At 74.5% G+C, this 19,093-nt stretch carries 23 protein-coding genes; 5 read left to right on the top strand and 18 right to left on the bottom strand.

The window, feature by feature from the left end; genetic code table 11:
* The first annotated feature begins 6 nt into the window (after positions 1 to 6).
* Complete coding sequence (locus tag EAH89_RS05005) at positions 7 to 1,203, top strand: DNA recombination protein RmuC (protein WP_140881698.1); 1,197 nt, start codon at positions 7 to 9, stop codon at positions 1,201 to 1,203.
* Positions 1,204 to 1,213: 10 nt separating this feature from the next.
* Here the strand turns inward: EAH89_RS05005 and EAH89_RS05000 are convergent, their stop codons facing one another.
* The 7 genes from EAH89_RS05000 to EAH89_RS04970 all read right to left on the bottom strand — a co-directional run bounded on the left by EAH89_RS05000 (position 1,214) and on the right by EAH89_RS04970 (position 8,113).
* On the bottom strand, positions 1,214 to 2,461 hold the full coding sequence (locus tag EAH89_RS05000; RefSeq protein WP_140881697.1) for an alpha-hydroxy acid oxidase: 1,248 nt from the start codon (positions 2,459 to 2,461) through the stop codon (positions 1,214 to 1,216).
* Complete coding sequence (pcaB, locus tag EAH89_RS04995; RefSeq protein ID WP_140881696.1) at positions 2,458 to 3,804, bottom strand: 3-carboxy-cis,cis-muconate cycloisomerase; 1,347 nt, start codon at positions 3,802 to 3,804, stop codon at positions 2,458 to 2,460. Before pcaB ends, EAH89_RS05000 begins: the two co-directional genes overlap by 4 nt.
* A 2-nt stretch (positions 3,805 to 3,806) precedes the next feature.
* Complete coding sequence (pcaG, locus tag EAH89_RS04990; RefSeq protein WP_140881695.1) at positions 3,807 to 4,409, bottom strand: protocatechuate 3,4-dioxygenase subunit alpha; 603 nt, start codon at positions 4,407 to 4,409, stop codon at positions 3,807 to 3,809.
* 2 nt (positions 4,410 to 4,411) lie between these two features.
* Complete coding sequence (gene pcaH / locus EAH89_RS04985) at positions 4,412 to 5,125, bottom strand: protocatechuate 3,4-dioxygenase subunit beta (protein ID WP_140881694.1); 714 nt, start codon at positions 5,123 to 5,125, stop codon at positions 4,412 to 4,414.
* Complete coding sequence (pcaDC, locus tag EAH89_RS04980; RefSeq protein WP_140881693.1) at positions 5,122 to 6,273, bottom strand: bifunctional 3-oxoadipate enol-lactonase/4-carboxymuconolactone decarboxylase PcaDC; 1,152 nt, start codon at positions 6,271 to 6,273, stop codon at positions 5,122 to 5,124. Before pcaDC ends, pcaH begins: the two co-directional genes overlap by 4 nt.
* 132 nt (positions 6,274 to 6,405) lie before the next feature.
* Positions 6,406 to 7,278: an ABC transporter permease gene (locus tag EAH89_RS04975; RefSeq protein WP_140881692.1), complete on the bottom strand. Its 873-nt coding sequence runs from the start codon at positions 7,276 to 7,278 to the stop codon at positions 6,406 to 6,408.
* Positions 7,268 to 8,113 carry an ABC transporter ATP-binding protein gene (locus tag EAH89_RS04970; RefSeq protein WP_140881691.1) on the bottom strand — a complete coding sequence of 282 codons (846 nt, stop codon included), beginning with the start codon at positions 8,111 to 8,113 and terminating at the stop codon, positions 7,268 to 7,270. The genes EAH89_RS04975 and EAH89_RS04970 overlap by 11 nt, the downstream gene beginning before the upstream one ends.
* A 288-nt stretch (positions 8,114 to 8,401) precedes the next feature.
* On the opposite strand from EAH89_RS04970, the gene EAH89_RS04965 reads away from it, so the two are divergent.
* Positions 8,402 to 8,815, top strand: a complete 414-nt coding sequence (locus tag EAH89_RS04965) for a rhodanese-like domain-containing protein (protein WP_140881690.1) — start codon at positions 8,402 to 8,404, stop codon at positions 8,813 to 8,815.
* A 33-nt stretch (positions 8,816 to 8,848) separates the two neighbouring features.
* Here the strand turns inward: EAH89_RS04965 and EAH89_RS04960 are convergent, their stop codons facing one another.
* The gene (locus tag EAH89_RS04960) at positions 8,849 to 10,783 is read right to left on the bottom strand and encodes a hypothetical protein (protein WP_140881689.1); all 1,935 of its coding nucleotides are present in this window, start codon (positions 10,781 to 10,783) and stop codon (positions 8,849 to 8,851) included.
* A gap of 176 nt (positions 10,784 to 10,959) precedes the next feature.
* Entirely contained in the window at positions 10,960 to 11,724 is a 765-nt protein-coding gene (locus tag EAH89_RS04955; RefSeq protein ID WP_140881688.1) for an endonuclease III domain-containing protein, read from the bottom strand.
* A 131-nt stretch (positions 11,725 to 11,855) separates the two neighbouring features.
* Here EAH89_RS04955 and EAH89_RS04950 point away from each other — a divergent pair, with 131 nt between their 5' ends.
* The gene (locus EAH89_RS04950) at positions 11,856 to 12,548 is read left to right on the top strand and encodes an HAD hydrolase-like protein (RefSeq protein ID WP_140881687.1); all 693 of its coding nucleotides are present in this window, start codon (positions 11,856 to 11,858) and stop codon (positions 12,546 to 12,548) included.
* Here the strand turns inward: EAH89_RS04950 and EAH89_RS04945 are convergent.
* The 3 genes from EAH89_RS04945 to EAH89_RS04935 are packed head-to-tail and all read right to left on the bottom strand — an operon-like array spanning position 12,513 to position 14,718.
* On the bottom strand, positions 12,513 to 13,187 hold the full coding sequence (locus tag EAH89_RS04945) for an amino acid ABC transporter permease (RefSeq protein ID WP_140881686.1): 675 nt from the start codon (positions 13,185 to 13,187) through the stop codon (positions 12,513 to 12,515). The genes EAH89_RS04950 and EAH89_RS04945 overlap by 36 nt on opposite strands.
* A gap of 4 nt (positions 13,188 to 13,191) precedes the next feature.
* Positions 13,192 to 13,875 carry an amino acid ABC transporter permease gene (locus EAH89_RS04940; protein ID WP_140881685.1) on the bottom strand — a complete coding sequence of 228 codons (684 nt, stop codon included), beginning with the start codon at positions 13,873 to 13,875 and terminating at the stop codon, positions 13,192 to 13,194.
* A gap of 3 nt (positions 13,876 to 13,878) precedes the next feature.
* Positions 13,879 to 14,718, bottom strand: a complete 840-nt coding sequence (locus EAH89_RS04935; protein WP_140881684.1) for a transporter substrate-binding domain-containing protein — start codon at positions 14,716 to 14,718, stop codon at positions 13,879 to 13,881.
* A 174-nt stretch (positions 14,719 to 14,892) separates the two neighbouring features.
* Here EAH89_RS04935 and EAH89_RS04930 point away from each other — a divergent pair, with 174 nt between their 5' ends.
* A complete protein-coding gene (locus EAH89_RS04930; RefSeq protein WP_140881683.1) occupies positions 14,893 to 15,108 on the top strand; it encodes a hypothetical protein in 216 nt (71 codons plus the stop codon).
* Between the two features lie 19 nt (positions 15,109 to 15,127).
* On the opposite strand, the gene mtnA is transcribed toward EAH89_RS04930, so the two are convergent.
* Genes mtnA through EAH89_RS04915 form a run of 3 tightly spaced genes read right to left on the bottom strand, consistent with a single transcriptional unit; the run spans position 15,128 to position 17,202 of the window.
* Positions 15,128 to 16,225, bottom strand: coding sequence for an S-methyl-5-thioribose-1-phosphate isomerase (mtnA, locus tag EAH89_RS04925; RefSeq protein ID WP_140881682.1), 1,098 nt, complete (start codon positions 16,223 to 16,225; stop codon positions 15,128 to 15,130).
* A gap of 4 nt (positions 16,226 to 16,229) precedes the next feature.
* Positions 16,230 to 16,730 carry a UPF0262 family protein gene (locus tag EAH89_RS04920; RefSeq protein WP_140881681.1) on the bottom strand — a complete coding sequence of 167 codons (501 nt, stop codon included), beginning with the start codon at positions 16,728 to 16,730 and terminating at the stop codon, positions 16,230 to 16,232.
* Positions 16,723 to 17,202: a DUF983 domain-containing protein gene (locus EAH89_RS04915; protein ID WP_140881680.1), complete on the bottom strand. Its 480-nt coding sequence runs from the start codon at positions 17,200 to 17,202 to the stop codon at positions 16,723 to 16,725. The genes EAH89_RS04920 and EAH89_RS04915 overlap by 8 nt, the downstream gene beginning before the upstream one ends.
* Positions 17,203 to 17,303: 101 nt before the next feature.
* On the opposite strand from EAH89_RS04915, the gene EAH89_RS04910 reads away from it, so the two are divergent.
* Positions 17,304 to 17,981 carry an aspartate/glutamate racemase family protein gene (locus EAH89_RS04910; protein WP_206667453.1) on the top strand — a complete coding sequence of 226 codons (678 nt, stop codon included), beginning with the start codon at positions 17,304 to 17,306 and terminating at the stop codon, positions 17,979 to 17,981.
* 6 nt (positions 17,982 to 17,987) lie between these two features.
* Here EAH89_RS04910 and EAH89_RS04905 read toward each other — a convergent pair whose 3' ends face one another.
* From EAH89_RS04905 to EAH89_RS04895, 3 genes are all read right to left on the bottom strand, one after another.
* The gene (locus EAH89_RS04905) at positions 17,988 to 18,251 is read right to left on the bottom strand and encodes a hypothetical protein (RefSeq protein ID WP_140881679.1); all 264 of its coding nucleotides are present in this window, start codon (positions 18,249 to 18,251) and stop codon (positions 17,988 to 17,990) included.
* Positions 18,252 to 18,298: 47 nt separating this feature from the next.
* Complete coding sequence (locus EAH89_RS04900) at positions 18,299 to 18,703, bottom strand: hypothetical protein (protein ID WP_140881678.1); 405 nt, start codon at positions 18,701 to 18,703, stop codon at positions 18,299 to 18,301.
* Between the two features lie 67 nt (positions 18,704 to 18,770).
* The gene (locus EAH89_RS04895) at positions 18,771 to 19,082 is read right to left on the bottom strand and encodes a hypothetical protein (protein ID WP_140881677.1); all 312 of its coding nucleotides are present in this window, start codon (positions 19,080 to 19,082) and stop codon (positions 18,771 to 18,773) included.
* Positions 19,083 to 19,093 lie beyond the last annotated feature (11 nt).

Genomic DNA, 19,093 nt, shown 5'->3' with positions numbered 1-19,093 from the left:
ACCCGGATGGCTGACCTGGCGACGCTCCTCCCCCTCCTCCTGGCCGGCCTCGCGCTGCTCGGGGTCGGGGTGCTCCTCCTGCGGCGGACGGGGGGCGACGAGGCGCTCGGCGCGCTCGCGGGGAAGCTCGACGCTCTCGGGGCGGCGCAGGACCGGCAGGCCATGGCCGCCGCCGACCGCATGGCAGCCACCGAGCGCGCCCTGGCGGATCGCCTCGCGGCCACGACCGCCGGCCTGACGGAGACGCTGACCACCGCGCTCGCCCGGCAGAACGACCGCCTCGCCGCGACGGAGCGGGCGCTGGCCGACCGGCTGGCCGGGCAGAACGAGCGGCTGGGGAAGGTGCTCAGCGAGAACGCGCTGAAGGCCGAGGAGACCGCGGGGCGCATCCACGAGCGCCTGGCCGTGATCGACGCGGCCCGCGCGAACATGGAGGCGCTCGGCGCCCAGGTCGGCAGCCTCGCGCAGATCCTCGGCAACAAGCAGTCCCGCGGCGCCTTCGGGGAGGTGCAGCTCCGCCAGCTCGTGGAGGACCGGCTGCCGGCGGACGGCTTCGCCTGGCAGCACACCCTGGCCAACCGCACGCGCTGCGACGTGCTGATCCGGCTGCCCTACCCGCCCGGGCCCATCGCGGTCGACAGCAAGTTCCCGCTCGAGGCCTGGCTCGCCGCCCGCGATGCTGCCGACGACGCCGGGCGGATCGCGGCGACGAAGCGCTTCGCCGCCGACGTCACGCGCCACGTGGACGACGTCGCCGGCAAGTACATCTGCCCCGGCGAGACGGCCGAGGGCGCCCTCATCTTCGTGCCCTCGGAGGCGATCTACGCCGACCTGCACGCGGCCCACGCGCCGGTGGTGGACGCGGCGGCGCGGCGGGGCGTCTACATCGTCTCGCCGAGCACTCTCTGGGCCGTGCTCGGCACCATGCGCGCCCTCATGCAGGACGTGCGAATGCGGAGCGAGGCCGGGCAGATCAAGAACCAGGTGGCCGAGCTGATGAAGGACGTGACGCGGCTCGACGAGCGCGTGACGAAGCTGCGCAAGCACTTCCTCGACATGCAGGCGGACGTGCAGGGGATCGAGATCACCACCGGCAAGATCACCCGCCGCGGCGCCTCGATCGAGGCGCTGGAGCTGAGCGACCTGCCCGCCATCACCGCCCCCGCGGCGGCGCCCCTGCCGGGCCGGAGCGCCGCGGAGTAGCCGGGCCGCGTCAGCCGGGGACGCCGCCCACCCGCATCAGGTGATGCATCCCGACCTCGGCCGGCGACTGGCAGCCGAGGAAGGCGAGGTTGCGGTGCACCTCCGAGGAGAGGATGGCGATGGCGTGCTGCACCCCCGCCTCCCCACCGACCGCGGCCGCGTAGAGGAAGGGGCGGCCCACGAAGACGAAGTCGGCGCCCATGGCGAGCGCCTTCAGCACGTCGGACCCGCGGCGGATGCCGCCGTCCATCATCACCGCCATGGACCCGGCCGCGGCCCGCACCTCCGGCAGGGCGCGGAAGGCGGAGATGGCGCCGTCGAGCTGGCGCCCGCCGTGGTTGGAGACGACAACGCCGTCCACGCCCTCCTCCGCCGCGCGCCGCGCGTCCTCGCCGTGGAGGATGCCCTTCACGACGAGCTTGCCCTTCCACCGCCGGCGGATGAGGGCAAGGTGCGACCAGTTGAGGTGGTCGCGCGCGCCGAAGTCGCGCTCCACGTGGCGGGCGATGATCGGCGCGCCGCGCGTCGCGTAGGAGTTCTCGAAATGCGGCATCCCGTGCCGGCGCAGCGTCGGCAGCATCGTGTCGAGCAGCCAGCGCGGCCGGATGGCGCCGTCCCAGGCGAGGCGGAGGCTCGGCTTCAACGGCGTCGAGAAGCCGGTGCGGACGTTGTTCTCGCGGTTGCCGAGGGTGGTCGTGTCCACCGTCAGCAGCAGCGTGCCGAAGCCGGCGGCGGCCACGCGGTCCACGAGGCCGATGATGCGCGCCTCCTCCCCGGGCAGGTAGGCCTGGAACCAGCTCCCTGGCGCCTCGCGCGCCACCTCCTCGAGCGGGATGAGCGAGGAGCCGCTCATGATCATGGGGATGCCGGCGTCCCGCGCCGCGCGGGCGAGGACGAGGTCGCCGCGATAGGCCATCATCGCGCTGATCCCCATCGGCGCGATCCCGAAGGGCGTCTTGTAGGGCGTGCCGAAGAGCGAGGTCGCCATGCTGCGGCGCGAGACGTCGACGAGGTAGCGCGGGCGAAAGGCCCAGTCCGCGAAGACGTTGCGGTTGTCGCGGAGCGAGGCGTTCGTCTCCGCCGCGCCCGCGACGTAGCCGAAGAGCGGCCGCGGCAGCTTGCGCCGCGCCGCCGGCTCGAAGTCGTCGAGCGCGAGGATCGGCCGCAGGACGCGCGGGAGGTCCTTCGAGACGGTGCGGTAGACCGATTGGGCGGGCGGCGGGACCGGGGCGGCCGCGTTTCCGTCGGGCGGGCTCATGCAAGTCTCCCCAGCACGCGGTCGATGAAGAGACCGGCGCTGCCGAGATAGGTTGAGGGGTCGGTGATCGACGCGATGGCCGCCGCGTCGAGGCGGGAGGCGACGGCCTCGTCGCGGCCCAGCGCCTCGGCCAGGGGCACGCGCTCGGCCAACGCCACGTCGCAGGCGTGGTGGACGGCGTCGTGGGCGGCGCCGCGGCCGAGCATGGGGGCGAGGCCCATCATCACGGCCTCGGCCATGATCGCGCCGCCCGTCGCCTCGAGGTTGCGGCGCATCCGCGCGGCGTCCACCGTCATGCCCTCGGCGATGGCGCGCGCCTGCTCGAGCGCGCCGTGGGTGAGCAGCAGCGCCTGGGGGATGGCCAGCGGCTCGGCCTGCCAGGGCCCGGTGCCGCGCTCGTGGTCGAGCGCCATGGCGGACATGACCTGCGGCACGAGGGCGTGGACGCCGCGCGACTGCGCCAGCACGTACTCGCAGGCGATCGGGTTGCGCTTCTGCGGCATGGTGGAGGAGCCGCCGCGCCCGGCCTCGTGCGGCTCGAAAACCTCGGCCACCTCGGTCTGCATGAGCAGCATCACGTCGGTGGCCATCTTGGACAGCGCCCCGCAGAGGATGCCGCACCAGCAGACGGCCTCCGTCACGGTGTCGCGCGCGACGTGCCAGGGGATATCGGGCACGGCGAGGTCCAGCTCCCGCGCCAGGGCCTCGGCCACCGCCGGCCCCTGGTCGCCGAGGGAGGCCAGCGTGCCCACCGCGCCGCCGAACTGCACGCGCAGCAGGCGCGGGAGCAGCGCGTCGAGCGTCTCCCGCGCGTTGAGGAGGGGCGCGAGCCAGACCGCGCATTTGTACCCGAAGGTCACGGGCAGGGCGTGCTGGAGGTGGGTGCGCCCGGCCATCACCGTGCCGCGGTGCTCCCGCGCGCGGGCGGCGAGCGCCGCGATGGTGGCATCGAGGTCGGCGCGGATCAGCGCGAAGGCGTCCCGCATCGCCAGCACCAGCGCGGTGTCGAGGATGTCCTGCGTCGTCGCGCCCCAATGCGTCCAGCGCGCGGCCTCCTCGCCGGCGAGCGCGCCGAGCTGCTTCACCAGGCCGACCACCGGGTAGCCGGTGTTGCGCGTGGCCGCGGCCAGCCTCGGCAGGTCCAGCCGCTCGGCCCGGGCGGCGGCGGTGATGGCGGCGGCGGCCTCCGCCGGCACGATGCCGAGCCCGGCCTCGGCGCGGGCGAGCGCGGCTTCCACGTCCAGCATCCGCTGGAGGAGCGCCGTCTCCCCCACGGCGCCCCGCATCGCGTCGGTGCCGTAGAGGGTGCCCCAGACCGCGCCGTCCGCCGGGTTGACCGCCATGCTCAGACCGCCATCCAGACGGTCTCGCCCTCGCCCTGCAGGCGGAGGTCGAGGGTCCAGCTTCCGTCGCCGCCGCGCCGAGCCAGCATCGTGCCGCGGCGCGCCTCGGGCACGGCGTTCAGCACCGGGTCGGTCGCGTTCAGCGGCTCGCCCTCGAAGTAGAGGCGGGTGGAGACGTGCTGGAGCAGCCCGCGCGCGAAGACGGCGAGGGCGACGTGCGGCGCCTGCATCGCGTTGGCGCCGGCATGGGGCCCGACCGGCACCGGGCCGGGCTTGAGGGTGGTGAAGCGGAAGCGCCCCTCCTTGTCCGTCGCGCAGCGGCCGTAGCCCTGGAAAGCCGCGGGGTCCCCGTTCGGGTCGGGATACCGGCCCGCGGGATCGGCGTGCCAGATCTCGACCATGGCGTCGGTGACGAGGGCGCCGGTGCCGTCCCGCAGCGTGCCCGTGATGACGATCCGCTCGCCCTCCGGCAGCGCGCCCGCGAAGTGGCGCGTGGTGTCCGCCCATTCCGGGAAGTCGACCAGGTGCCAGTAGGGGCCGGCCGTCTGGTGGGCCGAGGCGATCGTCGCCTCGGAGGGGGCGAGCTCGGGGGTCGCGCCGGCCATGGTCACGGGTTCTCCATCGGGGTCGCCTCGCGGCCGCGCAGCACGATGTCGAAGCGGTAGCCGAGGGCGTGCTTGGGCTCCGTCAACTCGAGGTCGAAGCTGGAGACGAGGCGGTTGCGCGCGGCCTCGTCGGCGACGGTGTTGAAGATGGGGTCCAGCGGCAGCAGCGGGTCGCCCGGGAAGTACATCTGGGTGATCATCCGCTGGGCGAAGCCGTGGCCGAAGAGGCTGTAGTGGATGTGGTTCGGCCGCCAGGCGTTGTGGTGGTTGCGCCAGGGATAGGCGCCGGGGCGGATGGTGACGTAGCGGTAGAAGCCGTTCTCGTCCGTGAAGACCCGGCCCATGCCGCGGAAGTTGGGGTCGAGCGGCGCGTCGTGCTGGTCGCCCTCGTGGTTGTAGCGGCCGGCCGCGTTGGCCTGCCAGACCTCGACCATGGCGTGGCGAATGGGCCGCCCGTCCTCGTCGGTCAGGCGGCCGCCGACGATGATCCGCTCGCCCATGGCGTGGCCCGCGCCGTTCTCCAGCACCGTCAGGTCCGCCGTCTCGGGGTAGCGGACGGGGGTGAAGAGGGGGCTGCTCGTCTCCGTCAGCGTGTGCGGCAGCTCGAGCAGCGGCTGCTGCGGGTGGCGCGCGCGGGTGCTGCCATAGGACGGGGAGTTCAGGGGCGGCTGGGTCGCGGCCCCCGGGCGGCGATAGCCGTGCACAGCCTCGCTCATGCGGTCTTCTCCATCTCCGCCAGGATCTCCTTGGCGATCTTCAGCGCGTGGTTCGCCGCCGGCACGCCGGCATAGGCGCCGACCTGCAGCAGGACCTCCGCGATCTCCTCCGGCGTGACGCCGGTGTTGCGCGTCGCGCGGACGTGCAGCCCGAACTCCCCCTCCCGCGCCAGCGCCGCGGTGACGGCGAGGGTGAGCAGGGAACGGGTGTGGCGGGGAAGGCCCGGGCGCGTCCAGATGCCGCCCCAGACGTTGCGGGTGATGTAGTCCTGGAAGGCGGCGTCGAGCGGGGTGACATTCGCCTGGGCGCGGGCGACATGGGCCTCGCCCAGCACGGCCTTGCGCACCGCGAGCCCGGCCGCGAGGGCGTCGCCCTCCGGCACCGGCGCGAGATGCGCGGCCAGGGCGGCGGTCACGGCCTCGGCCGCCTCGAAGGTCGGGATGTGGCCGACGCCGGGCAGCACGACGAGGCGGCTGCCGGGGATGGCGTCGCGGATGGCCTCGGCGGAGGCGACCGGCGACGCCAGGTCCTCCGCCCCCACCACCACGGTCGCGGGGCCGAAGAGGCGCCCGAGGAGCGGGGCCGCGCGTGCGTCGCGCAGCGCGGCGGCCGCGGCGGCGTAGCCCTCGGGGGGCGTCGTCAGCAGCATGGCGCGCAGCGCGCGGGAGGAGGCCGAGGCGGTGTCCATCACCCAGCGCGCCAGGACGCCGTCCGCGACCGCCGCCATGCCGCCGGCCCCGACCGCCTCGATCCGCGCCTGCCAGTTCTCGGGCGGGGGGAACTCGAGGGCGGTGTCGAGGAGGAAGAGGGAGAGCACCCGCTCCGGCCGGCTCGCGGCCATCTCCATCGCGATGCGCCCGCCGATGGAGATGCCGCCGAGATGGGCGGCGGCGATGCCGAGGTGGTCGAGCAGCGCGAAGGCGTCGGCCGCGAACTCGGCCATGCTTCCCTCGCCGGCGCCGGGCGGGGTGAGGCCGTGGCCGCGCAGGTCGAAGCGGATCACGCGGTGCGTGCGGGCGAGGGCCTCCGCCTGCGGGTCCCAGACGTGCAGCGAGGTGCCGAGGCTGTGCAGGAGAAGGAGGGGCGGCGCCCCCGGCGGCCCCTGCACCTGCACGTGCACCGCCATGCCGCCCAGCGCGATGAACATCCGGCCGTTCACTCCCCCGGCGGGTCCGGTCCGGGCCGCCCGGCCTTGGGCGGGGCGGGACGCGCCGAGCGGGATGCGTAACACGGGCACCCCCGGGGGAAAACCCGGGGGGCCGCCCCGGGCCCGGCCGGGCTAGACGCCCGCGACCGTCACCTGGCCCTGGTCCTGGCCGCGCATGGCCCAGCCGGTGGTGCGGTTCTCGATGGCGACGGCGACGACGTACATGATGACGCCCATCACCCCCGTGATGATCAGCCCCGCGAAGACCAGCGGCACGTCGAAGCGGGAGGAGGCGAGCATCATCAGGTGGCCGATGCCCTTATTCGCCGCGACCGTCTCCGCGATGATGGAGCCGACGAAGGCGACAGTGATCGCGATCTTCAGCGAGGCGAAGAAGTAGGGCATGGCCCGCGGCAGGCCGACCTTGCGGATGATGTCGGAGGGCCGGGCGCCGAGCGCCCGCAGCACGTCCCGCAGCTCGGGCTCCACGGTCGCGATGCCGGTCGCGACGTTCACCACGATCGGGAAGAAGGAGATGAGGAAGGCGGTGATCACGGCCGGCACGGTGCCGATGCCGAACCAGATCACGAGGATCGGCACCACCGCCACCTTGGGCACGGAGTTGAAGGCGATCAGCAGCGGGTAGAGCCCGTGGTAGAGGAGGGTGGAGGAGCCGATCGCGACGCCGAGCAGCAGGCCGAAGACGATGGCCAGAGCGAAGCCGATGAGCGTCGTCATCAGCGTCTGCCAGGAGTTGTCGAGCAGCGGCAGCCACCACTTCGCCATGCTGGCCATGATGGCCGACGGCGCGGGAAGGATGAACTGCGGGATCTCGAAGGCTCGGCAGACCACCTCCCACAGCAGGAAGGTGCCGACGATGATCAGCCAGGGCAGCGCGGCCTGCAGGCGCCGGCGGCGGCGCGCGGCGGCCGACAGCGCCTCGATGCGCCGCTGCGCCGCGGTCTTCGAGGACGCGGACGCGCTCGGGGAGACGTCAAGCGGCATGGGGCGCCTCCTGCGGGGCGATGCTGGCGGGCCCGTCCTCGCCGCGGCGGGCGGCGCTGATGTGCTCGCGGAGGTCGTGGACCAGGGCCTGGAAGGGCTGGGTGTAGGTCATCTCGAGCGAGCGGGGGCGCTGGAAGGGCACGGTGCGCTCGGCGATGATGCGGCCGGGGCGGGCGGACATGATCATGACGCGGTCCGCGAGGAAGACCGCCTCCTTCAGGTCGTGGGTCACCAGCACGACCGTCGGCTTGAGGATGCCGCAGACCCCCTCGAGCTCCACCCAGAGGTCCTCCCGCGTGAAGACGTCGAGCGCGCCGAAGGGCTCGTCCAGCATCAGGAGCTGGGGGTCGTGGATGAGCGCGCGGCAGAGGCTCGCGCGCTGCTGCATGCCGCCCGAGAGCTGGTGCGGCGTCTTGTCCTCGAAGCCCTTGAGGCCGACGAGGGCGAGGAGCTTGCGCGCCTTGTCCTCGTACATCGCCCGCTCGGACCGCAGGCGGCGGCGGTGAGGCTCCACCACCTCGAGCGGCAGCATCACGTTCTGCAGGATCGTGCGCCAGGGCAGCATGGTCGGCGCCTGGAAGGCCATGCCGGCGATGGAGAGCGGGCCGTCCACCTCCTTGCCCGCCACGATCACGCTACCGGCAGAGCAGGGCCAGAGCCCGGTGACCAAGCGCATGAGGGTCGACTTGCCGCAGCCCGAGGGGCCGACGACGGCCACGAACTCGCCCTTGGCGATGCGCATGGAGGTGTTGCGCAGCGCCAGCGTCCCCTCCGTTCCCCCGTAGCGCATGGAGACGTCGTCGATCTCCACGAAGGGCCTCTCGAACCCGGTCATACCCTCGCCCGCCTCCCGAAAAGCCACGCCCCGCCACCGCCGGGGGACATCCCTGCCGGCCCGACGGGCCGGGGCGGCGCGGCCCGAGGGGGCGGCCCGTCCCGGCGCCGCGAGGCCGAAATCCTCCCCCCTCCTAGCAAGGGGTGGGCCAAAGGCGGTAGTCGAAAGCATCCGCCGCGCGACGGCGCGGGCCGGCGGTCGCCCCTGGCGGCGGCACGGCGCGCACCCAATCTGGCGCCGGACCATCGAACCCCGGGACCCCGTGGGCCCGGAGCACAGGAGCGCGCCATGCCCGTCGAGGACATCTCCCCCAGCGACAGCTACGAAGCCCTCCGGACCGATCCCGACGCCATGCTCGTGGACGTGCGCACCGACGCGGAGTGGAACTTCGTCGGCATCCCCGACCTCTCGGCGACCGGAAAGCAGCCGGTGCTGATCCCCTGGCAGGTCTACCCCTCCATGGGGGTGAACGGCGCCTTCGTGGAGCACCTGCGCCGGGCCGGGGCGACGCCGCTCAGCAAGCTGCACTTCCTCTGCCGCTCGGGCGCGCGGTCGCTCGCGGCGGCGCAGGCGGCCCAGGCGGCGGGCTTCCCGAACGCCTACAACGTGGCCGATGGCTTCGAGGGGCCGGTCGACGCGGAGGGCCATCGCGGCACCACCGCCGGCTGGAAGGCCGAAAGCCTGCCCTGGCGGCAGCGCTGAGACGCGGCGCCCGGGGCAGCCCCGGGCGCCCGCCTAGCCGGCGCCGGCGGGAACCCAGACCTCGAGCGTCCCGGACCGCGGCCGCGGCGAATAGGTCGTGAAGTCCTGCACCATCCAGTCGCGGCCGAGGCTGCGGGCGAGCTGTTCGGCGTCGTCCTGGTCGGCCGGGTTGAAGTAGCGGATCACCTTCCGGCCGGGCGTCGCGGGCACCACCCGCCGCTCAACCGGCACGCCGAAGCCGCTGAGCTGGTCCACCAGCGCCTCGACCCCGTCCCAGAGGCCGGGCGGGTAGTGCACGACCACGCGGCGGCCGCCCGTGGTCGCCGCCGGCCGCGGGCTCTCGCGCGGCGCCTCGCCCTGGGGCCCCGGGGTCGGGACCAGCGGCTCGCCCCGGTAGGTCTGGAAGCGCGGCGTCGCGGGGCGCGGGGTGGCCGGGGGGTTGAACGACCCCGCCGCGGTCGATGCCGGCTGCGGCGGCGAGGGCGGCGGAGGCGGCAGCGCGGCCGCGGGCTCGGGTGCGGCTGGCGCCGGGGAGGCCGCCGGCGCGGGGGAGGGAGCCGGGGCGGGCGCCAGGGCCGGCGCCACGGGCACGATCGAGGCCTCCTGCACGCGCTCCAGCGGCAGCAGGCGCCGCAGCCCCGCGGCCCCGTCGAGCAGGGTGGTCGCGACGCCCCCCGCAACCACCAGCGCCGCCGCGCCCGTAAGGAAGAGAAGGGCGCGCAGCCGGGAGCGCCGGCGGGCGCCGAGGCGGGAGGTCGGCCGCGGCGGCCGCGGGGGCACCGGCGGCAGGCGGAGCGGCGCGCGCTCCGGCTCCAGGCGGACGGCCTCGGCGGCAGGGCGCGGCGGTTCCGGCACGGGGGCCGGCGCCGGGGCGGGGGTCGGCTGGACGGGCGGGGCGGCGGGCGCGATGGCCGGCGTCTCGGGCGCTCGGGCCAGCGGGGCCTCGGACGGTGCCTCCGCCCGCGCGAGAGCCGGCCGGCCGGCGCGGACGGGCGGCAGCTCCTCGAACAGGCCTTCGAACAGCGGGTCCTCGGCTAACGAAACCCGGCGCGCGCCCGTGGGCACCAGGCGCGGCGGCGCCGGGCTCGGCATAGGCATCGGCGAGGCGGGCGGGCGCCGCACGACCTCCGGGAGCGCCGGCCGGGAGGGTGGCGCGGGCCGCTCCGCCGGGGGCGGCTCGGCGCGAACCGGCGCGGGCCGCGCCGCGCTGGCGGTCGGAATGTCGAAGGGAGCGGGCGCCGGCGCGGCCGGGCGCGGCACGGCCTTCGCCTCCGCCGAGAGCGTCCGCGCCGGGGGGGGATCGTCGCGCACCGGCGCTGGCCGCGGGGCGTCAGCGGTGGGAACAATGGCCGGAGCGGGCGCGGTTGGACGCACGGGCGGGGTGGGGCGCACCGGCGCGGCGGAGCCTGCCACAGGCTTGGCCTCCGCCGGGACCGCGCGCTCTGCCGGGGGCAGGTCGCCGCGGACCGGCGCAGGCCTTGCCGCGCTGGCGGCCGGGGCGGCGGGTGAGGCGGCCGCGGCGGGGGGCACCGGCGCGGCCGGGCCTGCCGCGGGCTTCGCCCCGGCGAGGGCCGCGCGCACGACGGCCGGCCATTCGCCCGCGCCCTCCGGCAGCGGCGGCAGGGTCGCGAAGTGGCGGTCGAGCACGCTCGTCAGGCGCCAGAGGTCCTCGCCGGTGAGGGCGTGGTAGATCACGGGCAGGCCGGGCACCGGCCCGGCCTCCTCCACCCGCTTGCGGAACGCCGCGACCGCGCCCGGCGTGGCCTCCGGGGCGAGGTCCAGAAGGGCGACGCCGAAGTCCGGGTGAAGCACGGTGAAGCGCGGCTCCTCGCGCTCCCCCGGCGTGCCCGCGGGACGGGCATGGTGCCGCAGGATCTCCCAGCCGAGATCGGTGAGCGCCTCCTCCGCGGAGAGATCCGTGGCGGGCTCGGGCGTGAGGGCGGGGAAAGGATGGGGCGTGGCGTTCATCGCTGTCGTGGCTTCCCTCGGGCCGGTGGCGTGCGGCCAGGGGTGGAGCGGCACCAGGGCCGATCTGGCATCGGGCGATAACTCGCCGCGGAAGGAGAGCGGGCGGAGGTAAGGCCTGGCGCGCGCGCTGTCACTTCACGATGGCGGGTTCGCGCGTCCCGCCCTCCCCGTGGCGCTCACGCGGGGCCGCCCTGGGCGCCGGTCCGGTCCGCGGCGCCCGGCGCGCTCGGCCGGGCGGCGTGCTGGCGGGCCTGGCCGGTGGGGCAGAGGTCGAGCAGCACGCAGCGCGCGCAGGCGGGCGAGCGGAAGTGGCAGACGCGCTGGCCGTGCAGCATCAGCACCTCGTGGTGGTCGTAGACCTGCTGGGCGTCCCACTCCGGGGGCAGCATCGCCTCCAGCACGCGGTGCGACGGGCCGACGGCGAGCGTCTCCGGGATGATGCCCAGCCGCTGCGCGACCCGGTGGTGGTGGCTGTCCACGGGCAGGGCGCGGCCGCGTAGCGATGAGAAGGAGAGCACCGCCGCGCTCGTCTTCGGCCCCACGCCGGGAAGGGATTCCAGCCAGGCCCGCGCCTCCGGCACCGGCATCTCCGCGAGGTGGTCCAGGTTGAGCGCCCCGCGCCGGCCGGTGATGAGGGTGAGGATGCGCTGCAGGGCCGGCGCCTTCGCCTCCGGCCAGGTGCAGGGGCGGAGCGCCTCCTCGACCGCCGCCACCGGCGCGTCGCGCACGGCGGCCCAGTCGGAAAACCTCTCCTTCAGGTTGCGGAAGGCGCGCGCGCTGTCCGCGTTGCGTGTCCGGTGCGAGAGAAGCGAGGAGACGAGCTCGTCCATCGGCGCGTGGGCGTGGAAATAGGCGATGGGGCAGCCGAAGGATTCGCAGAGGCGGTGATGCACCTCGAGCAGGCGCTCGCGCGGCGATACGATGGGGGCGGACTGGGCCATGCGGCGCTTCCTCGGTGAGCGAGGGGAACGCCGCGCGGGCTCGCCGGTTACCGTCTGGCGGAACGCCCGCGTCGCCGGCGCCGGCGCGCCGCGCGATTGACGGCCTGACACGGCGCGCCACCTATGGGCGGGTGATCGAACACCCGCCGCGCCTCCCGCCCTACCGCCTCGTCATCCTCGACTTCGACGGCACGCTCGCCGACAGCGCGCGCTGGGTGCTCGCCGCCCTGAACGACGTGGCGGGGACCTACGGCTTCCGCCCCGTCGGCGCCGCCGAGGCCGCGATGCTGCGCGGGCTCGACAACCGCGCGGTCATTCGTCACCTGGGCCTGCCTTTCTGGAAGCTGCCGTCGATCGCCCGCCACATGCGGGCGCGCATGGCGGCGGAGTCCGACCGCATCCATCTCTTTCCCGGTGCGGGCGACGCCCTCCGCGACCTGTCGGCGGCCGGCGTGACGCTCGCCATCGTCAGCTCCAACGCCGAGGTCACCGTCCGCCGCATCCTCGGCCCGGAGCTCGCCTCCCTCGTCGCGCGGCTCGAGTGCGGGACTTCCCTCTTCGGGAAGGCGCGGCGCTTCCGGCGGGTGCTGCGCGACCTCGGCGTGGCGCCGGCGGAGGCCATCGCCATCGGCGACGAGGCGCGCGACATCGAGGCCGCCCGGGCGGCGGGCATCGACGCCGGCGCCGTCACCTGGGGCTACGCCACCGCCGCGCTGCTCGCGACGCGGCAGCCGGCCGTCACCTTCGGGCGCATGGAGGAGCTGGGGCCGTGCCTGCTCGGCACGGCCTCAGCGCCCGGCAATCGCCTTGTTCTCCAACCGTGAGAGAAGCCGCACGACCGGCCAGAGGATGATGAAGTAGGCGAGCGCGGCCGCCACGATGGGGGAGGCGTTGTAGGTCACGCTCTGCGCCTGCCGCGCCTGGAACAGCAGCTCCGGCATGGCGACGACCGAGGCGAGCGAGGTGAGCTTCACCACCTCCAGCGTGTTCGAGACGAGGTCGGGCAGTACGTTGCGCACGGCCTGCGGCAGCACCACGAGCCAGAGCGCGAGCCAGGGCCGGAGCCCGAGCGCGCGCGCCGCCTCCATCTGCCCCGGCGGCACGCTGTCGAGCCCCGCCCGCAGCACCTCGCCGTAATAGGCGCCGGTGTTGAGGAAGAAGGCGAGCGCGACGGCGCCCCAGGGCCCGAGGTCGATCCCCATGAAGGGAAGCCCCGCGTAGAGGAAGATGAGCAGCACGAGGGGCGGCAGGGAGCGGAATGTGTCCGTCCAGGCCGCGAGCGGCCAGCGCACCCAGCGGCGGCGCGAGCGCGACAGCAGCGCGATGGCGAGCCCCCCCGCCAGCCCGAGCGGCACGACGATGGCCGAGAGCAGGAGTGTCTGCCCGAGGCCGCGCACGAGGATCGGCCAGGCGCGCGCCACGATGTCGAGGTTGAGGAAGTTGTCGGCGAAGTCCTCGAGCACGCGTCTATCGTCCCGGAAGGACCGCGCGCCGCTCGATCCACCGGCCGAGCCCGACGACGGGAAGGAAGAGCAGCGCGTAGGCGATGGCGCCGAGGGTGAGCGGCGAGGGGTTGCCCGAGAAGGCCATGGCCGACTGCGCCGAGCCCAGGATCTCCCCCACGCCCACGACGGAGGCGAGCGCCGTGCCCTTGGTGATGGCGATGGTGCGGTTGGTCAGCGGCGGCACGACCATCCGCACGGCCTGGGGCAGGATGATGCGGAACAGGATGGGCAGGAAGCGGAGGCCGAGCGCGCGCCCCGCGTCCCACTGGCCGCGCCCCGTCGCCGTGATGCCCGCCCAGAAGATCTCCTCCGAGAAGGCGGCCAGCACGAGGGTGAGGGAGAGCCAGGTTGCCCAGAAGCCCGAGAGCGACACCCCCATGCCCGGCAGGCCGAAGTAGAGCAGCACGATGATGACCAGCGGCGGCAGGGCGCGGAAAAGGTCCACGACGAAGACGATGCCCCAGTTCAGCACCCGCAGCCCGAAGGCGCGGAGCACCGCGAGGCCGAGCCCGAGCGAGAGCCCCGCCGCCACGATGAGGGCCGCGAGCAGCACGGTGAGCACGAAGCCCTCCGCGATCTTGGGCAGCCAGGTCGCCATCACCTTCAGGTTGAGGAAGGTGAAGGCGAAGCCGTCCAGTCCGCCCACGGGCTAGTTGCAGCGCGGCTCGTGGGGGGTGGGGTCGTAGCCCGGCAGGTCCGGCACGCCGTAGCCCGGGAAGACGGTGTTCTCCGCGTCGTCGGCGGCCGGCTTGGCGCCGAACCACTTCTCGGAGAGGGCCGCGAGCGAGCCGTCGCGCTTCATGCACTCGAGGACGTTCTCGACGGCGTTGCGCAGCTCCACGTTGTCGCGGCGGAAAGGCGCGGCCCAGTGCGCGCGCGTCTCGCGCAGGACGAAGTCGGGCACGAGGTTGCGCTGCTGGCTGGCCGCGTACTTCACCACCGTGTTCCCCGCCAGCACCGCGTAGGCCCGGCCCGAGATCACCGCCTGCACGGCGTCGGGGTTCGTGTCGTAGGCCTGGGCGGTGAAGCCGAGGCGCTCCGCATTGGCCTGGGCCCAGGCGTCGTAGGCGCTGCCCTTGTTCACGGCGATCGCCTTGCCGCGCAGATCCTCGAGGCTGCGGATGGGCGCGTTGCCGCGGCGGATGCCGAGCTGGAACTCGGTGAAGAGGTAGCCCTCGGTGAAGAGCATCCCCTCCGCCCGCTCCTTCGTCACGGTCACCGGCGCGGCGAGGAAGTCGTAGCGGCCGGCGTTCATGGCGGGCACGAGGCCGGAGAAGGAGGCGCTGTCGATGGTGATCTCCCGCCCCAGCCGGCGCGCGACCTCGCGGAAGAGGTCCACGTTGAAGCCCTGCACCCCGCCCTCCAGCCGCGGGTAGGCGTGGGGGGCGAAGGTGCCGTCCACCGCCGTCCGCAGCGGGGGGCCGCCCTGGCCCAGGGCAGGCAGCACGGGCAGGGCGGCGAGGGCGGCGGCGAGCAGCAGGCGGCGCATCGGGGATCTCCGGAAACGGGGCAGGAGTCGGGTCGTCGGGAGCCTTGCACGCAAGCATCGGGCCGGGGAGGGGGGCAAAATGCCCCATTCCTGCCACGATGCCGTCGCGCCCTTGCCGCGGGGCGGGGGTCTTATCCCCCCGTCGCCCGGCACACCGCCGGGATGGAGGTTCCCATGGACCGCATCGCCCTCGCCCTCATCGTCTCCGGCCTGGTGGTCATCCTGTCGATCGTCGCCACGGTTCTCGGCGGCACCCAGGGCACCCTGGCCGATCTCACCGCCCCCGGCGCGGCCCTCGGCGGCCTCGTGATCGTGAGCGGCCTCGCCATCCTCGAGCGCCGCGCCTTCCTCACCGTGCGTCGCGTGCCGGGCCGCCCCGTCTCCGCCTGAGAGGCGCCCGCCGGCCCGCTTAGCCGGCCTTCTCAGGGTAGAGGGCGGAGAGCCCCGCCTCGCTTGCCTCGCAGCGCCCGCGCTCGGTGATCAGCCCGGTCACGAGGCGGGCGGGCGTCACGTCGAAGGCGGGGTTGGCGGCCGGGGTTCCCTCCGCCGCCACCCGCACCGTGGTCACCGTGCCGTCGGGCAGGCGCCCGGTGGCGTCGGTCACCTCGCTCGCCGAGCGCTCCTCGATCGGGATCTCGGCCAGCCCGTCCCGCACCGTCATGTCGAGCGTGGAGTGGGGGAGGGCGACCCAGAAGGGCACGCGGTTGTCCTTCGCGGCCAGCGCCTTGAGGTAGGTGCCGATCTTGTTGGCCACGTCGCCCCGGCGGGTCACGCGGTCGGTGCCGACGAGCACGATGTCCACCAGCCCGCGCTGCATGAGGTGCCCGCCGGCGTTGTCGGCCACCAGCGTGTGCGGCACCCCGTGGGCGCCGAGCTCCCAGGCCGTGAGCGCCGCCCCCTGGTTTCGCGGCCGCGTCTCGTCTACCCAGACATGCACGTCGAGGCCGAGGTCATGGGCCTGGTAGATAGGAGAGAGGGCAGTGCCGAAATCCACCGTCGCGATCCAGCCGGCGTTGCAGTGGGTTAGCACGCGCACGGGCTCGCCCTTCGGCTTGCGGGTGGCGATCTCCTGCAACAGCGGCAACCCGTGCGCGCCGATCCGGCGGTTCGTCTCCACGTCGTCGTCGCAGATGGCGGCGGCCTCGGCATAGGCGGCGTCCGCCCGGCGCTCCGGCGGGTGGTTGCGGACGGCGGCGAGGATGCGGTCGAGCGCCCATTTGAGGTTCACGGCCGTCGGCCGCGTCTCGTTCAGCATCGCCGCCGTGCGCTCGAGGTTGGCGGTCGAGGGGTCGCGCCGCAGCGCCATGGCCAGCCCGTAGGCGCCGACCGCCCCGATCAGCGGCGCGCCGCGGACCTGCATGGAGCGGATGGCCGTCGCCGCCGCCTCCTCGTCGGAGAGGGTGAGACGTTCCAGGGACCAGGGCAGGCGCGTCTGGTCGAAGATGCCGATGGAACGCCCGTCCGCCTCCACCCAGACGCTGCGGTGGGGCTTGCCGTCGATGTTCAAGGCGTCAGATCCGCTGGTGCATGGCGCAGACAAGGGTGAAGAGGCGGCGCGCCGTCTCAAAGTCGAGCACCACGCGGCCGGCGAGGCGGTCCCGGAGAAGCTCGGCGGCCTCGTTGTGCAGGCCGCGGCGGCCCATGTCGATCGCCTGGATACGCGCCTCGCCCGCGCCCTCGGTCACGGCCTGCTCGTGGCCCTCGATGACCATCTGATAGTCCTTGATAAGCCGCCGGAAGGGGCCGAGCGCCAGGACATAGGCGTGCAGCGGGGCGTCCGCCTCGTCCCGGATGTCGAGCAACAGACGCCCGTCGCGGAGCGCCAAGTGCAGGACATAGGGTCCGGGTTGCAGTCCGGCCGGGGAGAAGCGGTTGCCGGCGAGGAGGTCCGCGACCGCCTGCTGCCGGTCCGCCTCGGCGAAGGCGGAGGGCAGCGGCGCGTGGTCCGGCAGCTCGATGCGGACGATGTCGCGCGAGACGACCTCGCGCTCCGCCAGGGCCTGCTCAGCCATCCCGCGGGGCACCCGGCAGGCCCTCGGGCCTGTTCTGGGGGTGGTCCCCGTCCGCGAAGCCGAGGCGCATCATCCAGGCCACCACGCCTCCCTTCACCGGCCGCAGCAGGAGCGTGCAGACGATCGCGAAGAGCGGCAGCCAGACCACCATGTGAAGCCACATCGGGGGCTCATAGGCCTTCTCGATCCAGAAGATGGGCGGCAGCAGCAGGTGGCCGGCCAGGAAGATGACAATGTAGGGAGGGGCGTCGTCCGCCCGCAACACCCCGAGCGGCGCGTGGCACACGGCGCACTCGTCGACGACCGTCAGATAGCCCCGGAAGATGCGCCCCTGCCCGCAGGCGGGGCAGCGACCCATCACGCCGCGGCGGAGCGAGGTCCAGAAGGGCGTCGGCGCCACGCCCTCCGCGCGAAGGGCCGAATCCGGCCTCCAGGTGGCGACGGGCTGCGGGGCGCCAGTCGGAATGGGCATGGGGACGATCCTCCGGAGGCTGGTGGTCAACGTCACCCCACCCTCTTTTGTTGCAATGCAATATGGGCGCGCGCGCGCCGGCCGGCAAGGCGCACGTGGCCTTGCCGGGCCCGGTGGGCGTCGTCACCCTCCCGCGGATGGAACGCCGCATCCTCGTCATCAACCCGAATCGCGACGCCGCCTGCACGGCCGGGATCGCCGCGGCCGTTCGGCCCTACGATCTTCCCGGCCGGGCACGGTTCGACACCGTCGGCGTCGCCGAGGGCCCCGCGGCCATCGCGAGTTGGCAGGACTGGTACCAGGCCGTCCCGCCCCTGGTCGCGCTGGCCGAGCGGGAGCCGGCGGAGGCCTACGTGGTCGCCTGCGTCTCGGATCCCGGGATCGAGGCGGTCCGGGAGGCAACGGGTCGCCCCGTGATCGGGTGCTTCCGGGCGGCCGTGCTCGGCGCCCTCGCCCGGGCCGACCGCTTCGGCGTGATCGCCTTCGTCGAGGCGAGCAAGGAGCGGCAGCGCCGGGTGCTGCTCTCGATGGGCGCCGAGCACGGGCTGGCCGCGAGCGAGGCGCTGAACCTCGGCATGGCCCAGCTTCTCGACCCCGAGATCCCCCGGGCGGCGCTTCTCGCGGCAGGGCGCCGGCTGGTGGAGGCCGGCGCGGGCGCCGTGGTCCTGGGGTGCACGGGCATGGCGGGCCATCACGCGTTCCTCCAGGAAGCTCTCGACGTGCCGGTCATCGAGCCCTGCGCGGCCGGCGCCGTCCAGGCGCTGCTCGCCGTCGCCTGACCCGCCTTAGCGGGTCGCCAGCGCGCGGCCCGGCCCGGCCGGGGAGCCGGCGGGCGCCTCGAGGGACAGGCGGTTGCGCTCGCGCTGCCAGTAGGCCCGCCGAAGCTCCCTCGCCTCGTGGCGGCGGCTCTCGCCCTCGGACGCTGGGGCCGCCTGCTCGACCGAGCGACCGGTCAGATCGCCGAAGAGGGGATCGGACGCGCGGGCAGCAGGGGCCGCGAGCAGCCCCGAGGCCAGCAGAAGCAGCGGGATGAGGGAGGGAGCGGTCATGGCGTCTTCCTTCAGGCCGTAACGCCTGTTCCCAGCGGCGGTTGCCCTCAGCGCCGGCGACGGTCCTCGTCGAGGCGGCGCCGCTCGTCGGCGAGGCGGCGCTGTTCGTCGTCGAGCTGGCGCTGGCGGTCGCTGAGCTGCCGCTCGCGGTCGTAGCGCGCGCGGTCCTCGCCCCGGCCGCGGTCGCGGTCGAGCGCCTCCCGCCGGCGGTCGCCGTCATCGCGGCGGCCGCGGTCGTCGCGACGATCGACGTCGCGGTCGCGCCGGATGTCGTCGCGGCGGCGGCGATCATCTTCTTCCGCGCGGCGCCGGGCGTCGTCGGAATTGCCGCCGAACTGCCGGACCGCGCCCTCGAGGAGCCCGTTCAGGTCCTGCGCGCGGGCCGGCGCGGCGAGGGCGACGACGACCGCGGGAAGGCCGAGCGCGGCCGAGAGAATGATCTTGCGGCGCATGGTACCTCCCTGTGTCGACAAAGCGTGCCGGGGGAACGCCCGGCCTGGCGGGGCGTTGCGACGTCCCTCAGCGCTGCGGGTTGTCGCTGAGCAGCGGGATTCCCGATTCCGTGGTGGAGCGCGAGGTCACGCCCGGCGTGGAGAGGCGCTCGCGCGTGAGGCCAGGGCGGTCGCGGTTGAGGTCCTCGAGGAGCGGCGGGCTGCCGACGCGCCCGCCGGCCGAGAGCTCCCGCGCCGCGTCGGTCACGCGGTCCTCCGCCTGGTCGCGCTGCACCTCCTGCTGCGCCTGGCGCTGGGCGGGGCTCGGGGTCGGCGCCTGGGCCTGGGCCATGGCGACGGGCGCGGCGGCGAGGGCGAGGAGAAGAACGAGACGGCGCATGGGCGGGGTAC

This window comes from Muricoccus nepalensis (genome assembly GCF_006438825.1).
Lineage (GTDB): Bacteria > Pseudomonadota > Alphaproteobacteria > Acetobacterales > Acetobacteraceae > Roseomonas > Roseomonas nepalensis.
Note: the sequence above shows the minus strand (reverse complement) of the source record. Positions and strands in the feature narration are given on the sequence as shown.

Bases quoted from the DNA above. Each gene is read 5' to 3' on its own strand.
- EAH89_RS05005 (WP_140881698.1), top strand. From the start codon at position 7: ATGGCTGACCTGGCGACGCTCCTCCCCCTCCTCCTGGCCGGCCTCGCG.
- EAH89_RS05000 (WP_140881697.1), bottom strand. From the start codon at position 2,461: ATGAGCCCGCCCGACGGAAACGCGGCCGCCCCGGTCCCGCCGCCCGCC.
- pcaB (WP_140881696.1), bottom strand. From the start codon at position 3,804: ATGGCGGTCAACCCGGCGGACGGCGCGGTCTGGGGCACCCTCTACGGC.
- pcaG (WP_140881695.1), bottom strand. From the start codon at position 4,409: ATGGCCGGCGCGACCCCCGAGCTCGCCCCCTCCGAGGCGACGATCGCC.
- pcaH (WP_140881694.1), bottom strand. From the start codon at position 5,125: ATGAGCGAGGCTGTGCACGGCTATCGCCGCCCGGGGGCCGCGACCCAG.
- pcaDC (WP_140881693.1), bottom strand. From the start codon at position 6,273: ATGTTCATCGCGCTGGGCGGCATGGCGGTGCACGTGCAGGTGCAGGGG.
- EAH89_RS04975 (WP_140881692.1), bottom strand. From the start codon at position 7,278: ATGCCGCTTGACGTCTCCCCGAGCGCGTCCGCGTCCTCGAAGACCGCG.
- EAH89_RS04970 (WP_140881691.1), bottom strand. From the start codon at position 8,113: ATGACCGGGTTCGAGAGGCCCTTCGTGGAGATCGACGACGTCTCCATG.
- EAH89_RS04965 (WP_140881690.1), top strand. From the start codon at position 8,402: ATGCCCGTCGAGGACATCTCCCCCAGCGACAGCTACGAAGCCCTCCGG.
- EAH89_RS04960 (WP_140881689.1), bottom strand. From the start codon at position 10,783: ATGAACGCCACGCCCCATCCTTTCCCCGCCCTCACGCCCGAGCCCGCC.
- EAH89_RS04955 (WP_140881688.1), bottom strand. From the start codon at position 11,724: ATGGCCCAGTCCGCCCCCATCGTATCGCCGCGCGAGCGCCTGCTCGAG.
- EAH89_RS04935 (WP_140881684.1), bottom strand. From the start codon at position 14,718: ATGCGCCGCCTGCTGCTCGCCGCCGCCCTCGCCGCCCTGCCCGTGCTG.
- EAH89_RS04930 (WP_140881683.1), top strand. From the start codon at position 14,893: ATGGACCGCATCGCCCTCGCCCTCATCGTCTCCGGCCTGGTGGTCATC.
- EAH89_RS04920 (WP_140881681.1), bottom strand. From the start codon at position 16,730: ATGGCTGAGCAGGCCCTGGCGGAGCGCGAGGTCGTCTCGCGCGACATC.
- EAH89_RS04915 (WP_140881680.1), bottom strand. From the start codon at position 17,202: ATGCCCATTCCGACTGGCGCCCCGCAGCCCGTCGCCACCTGGAGGCCG.
- EAH89_RS04905 (WP_140881679.1), bottom strand. From the start codon at position 18,251: ATGACCGCTCCCTCCCTCATCCCGCTGCTTCTGCTGGCCTCGGGGCTG.
- EAH89_RS04900 (WP_140881678.1), bottom strand. From the start codon at position 18,703: ATGCGCCGCAAGATCATTCTCTCGGCCGCGCTCGGCCTTCCCGCGGTC.
- EAH89_RS04895 (WP_140881677.1), bottom strand. From the start codon at position 19,082: ATGCGCCGTCTCGTTCTTCTCCTCGCCCTCGCCGCCGCGCCCGTCGCC.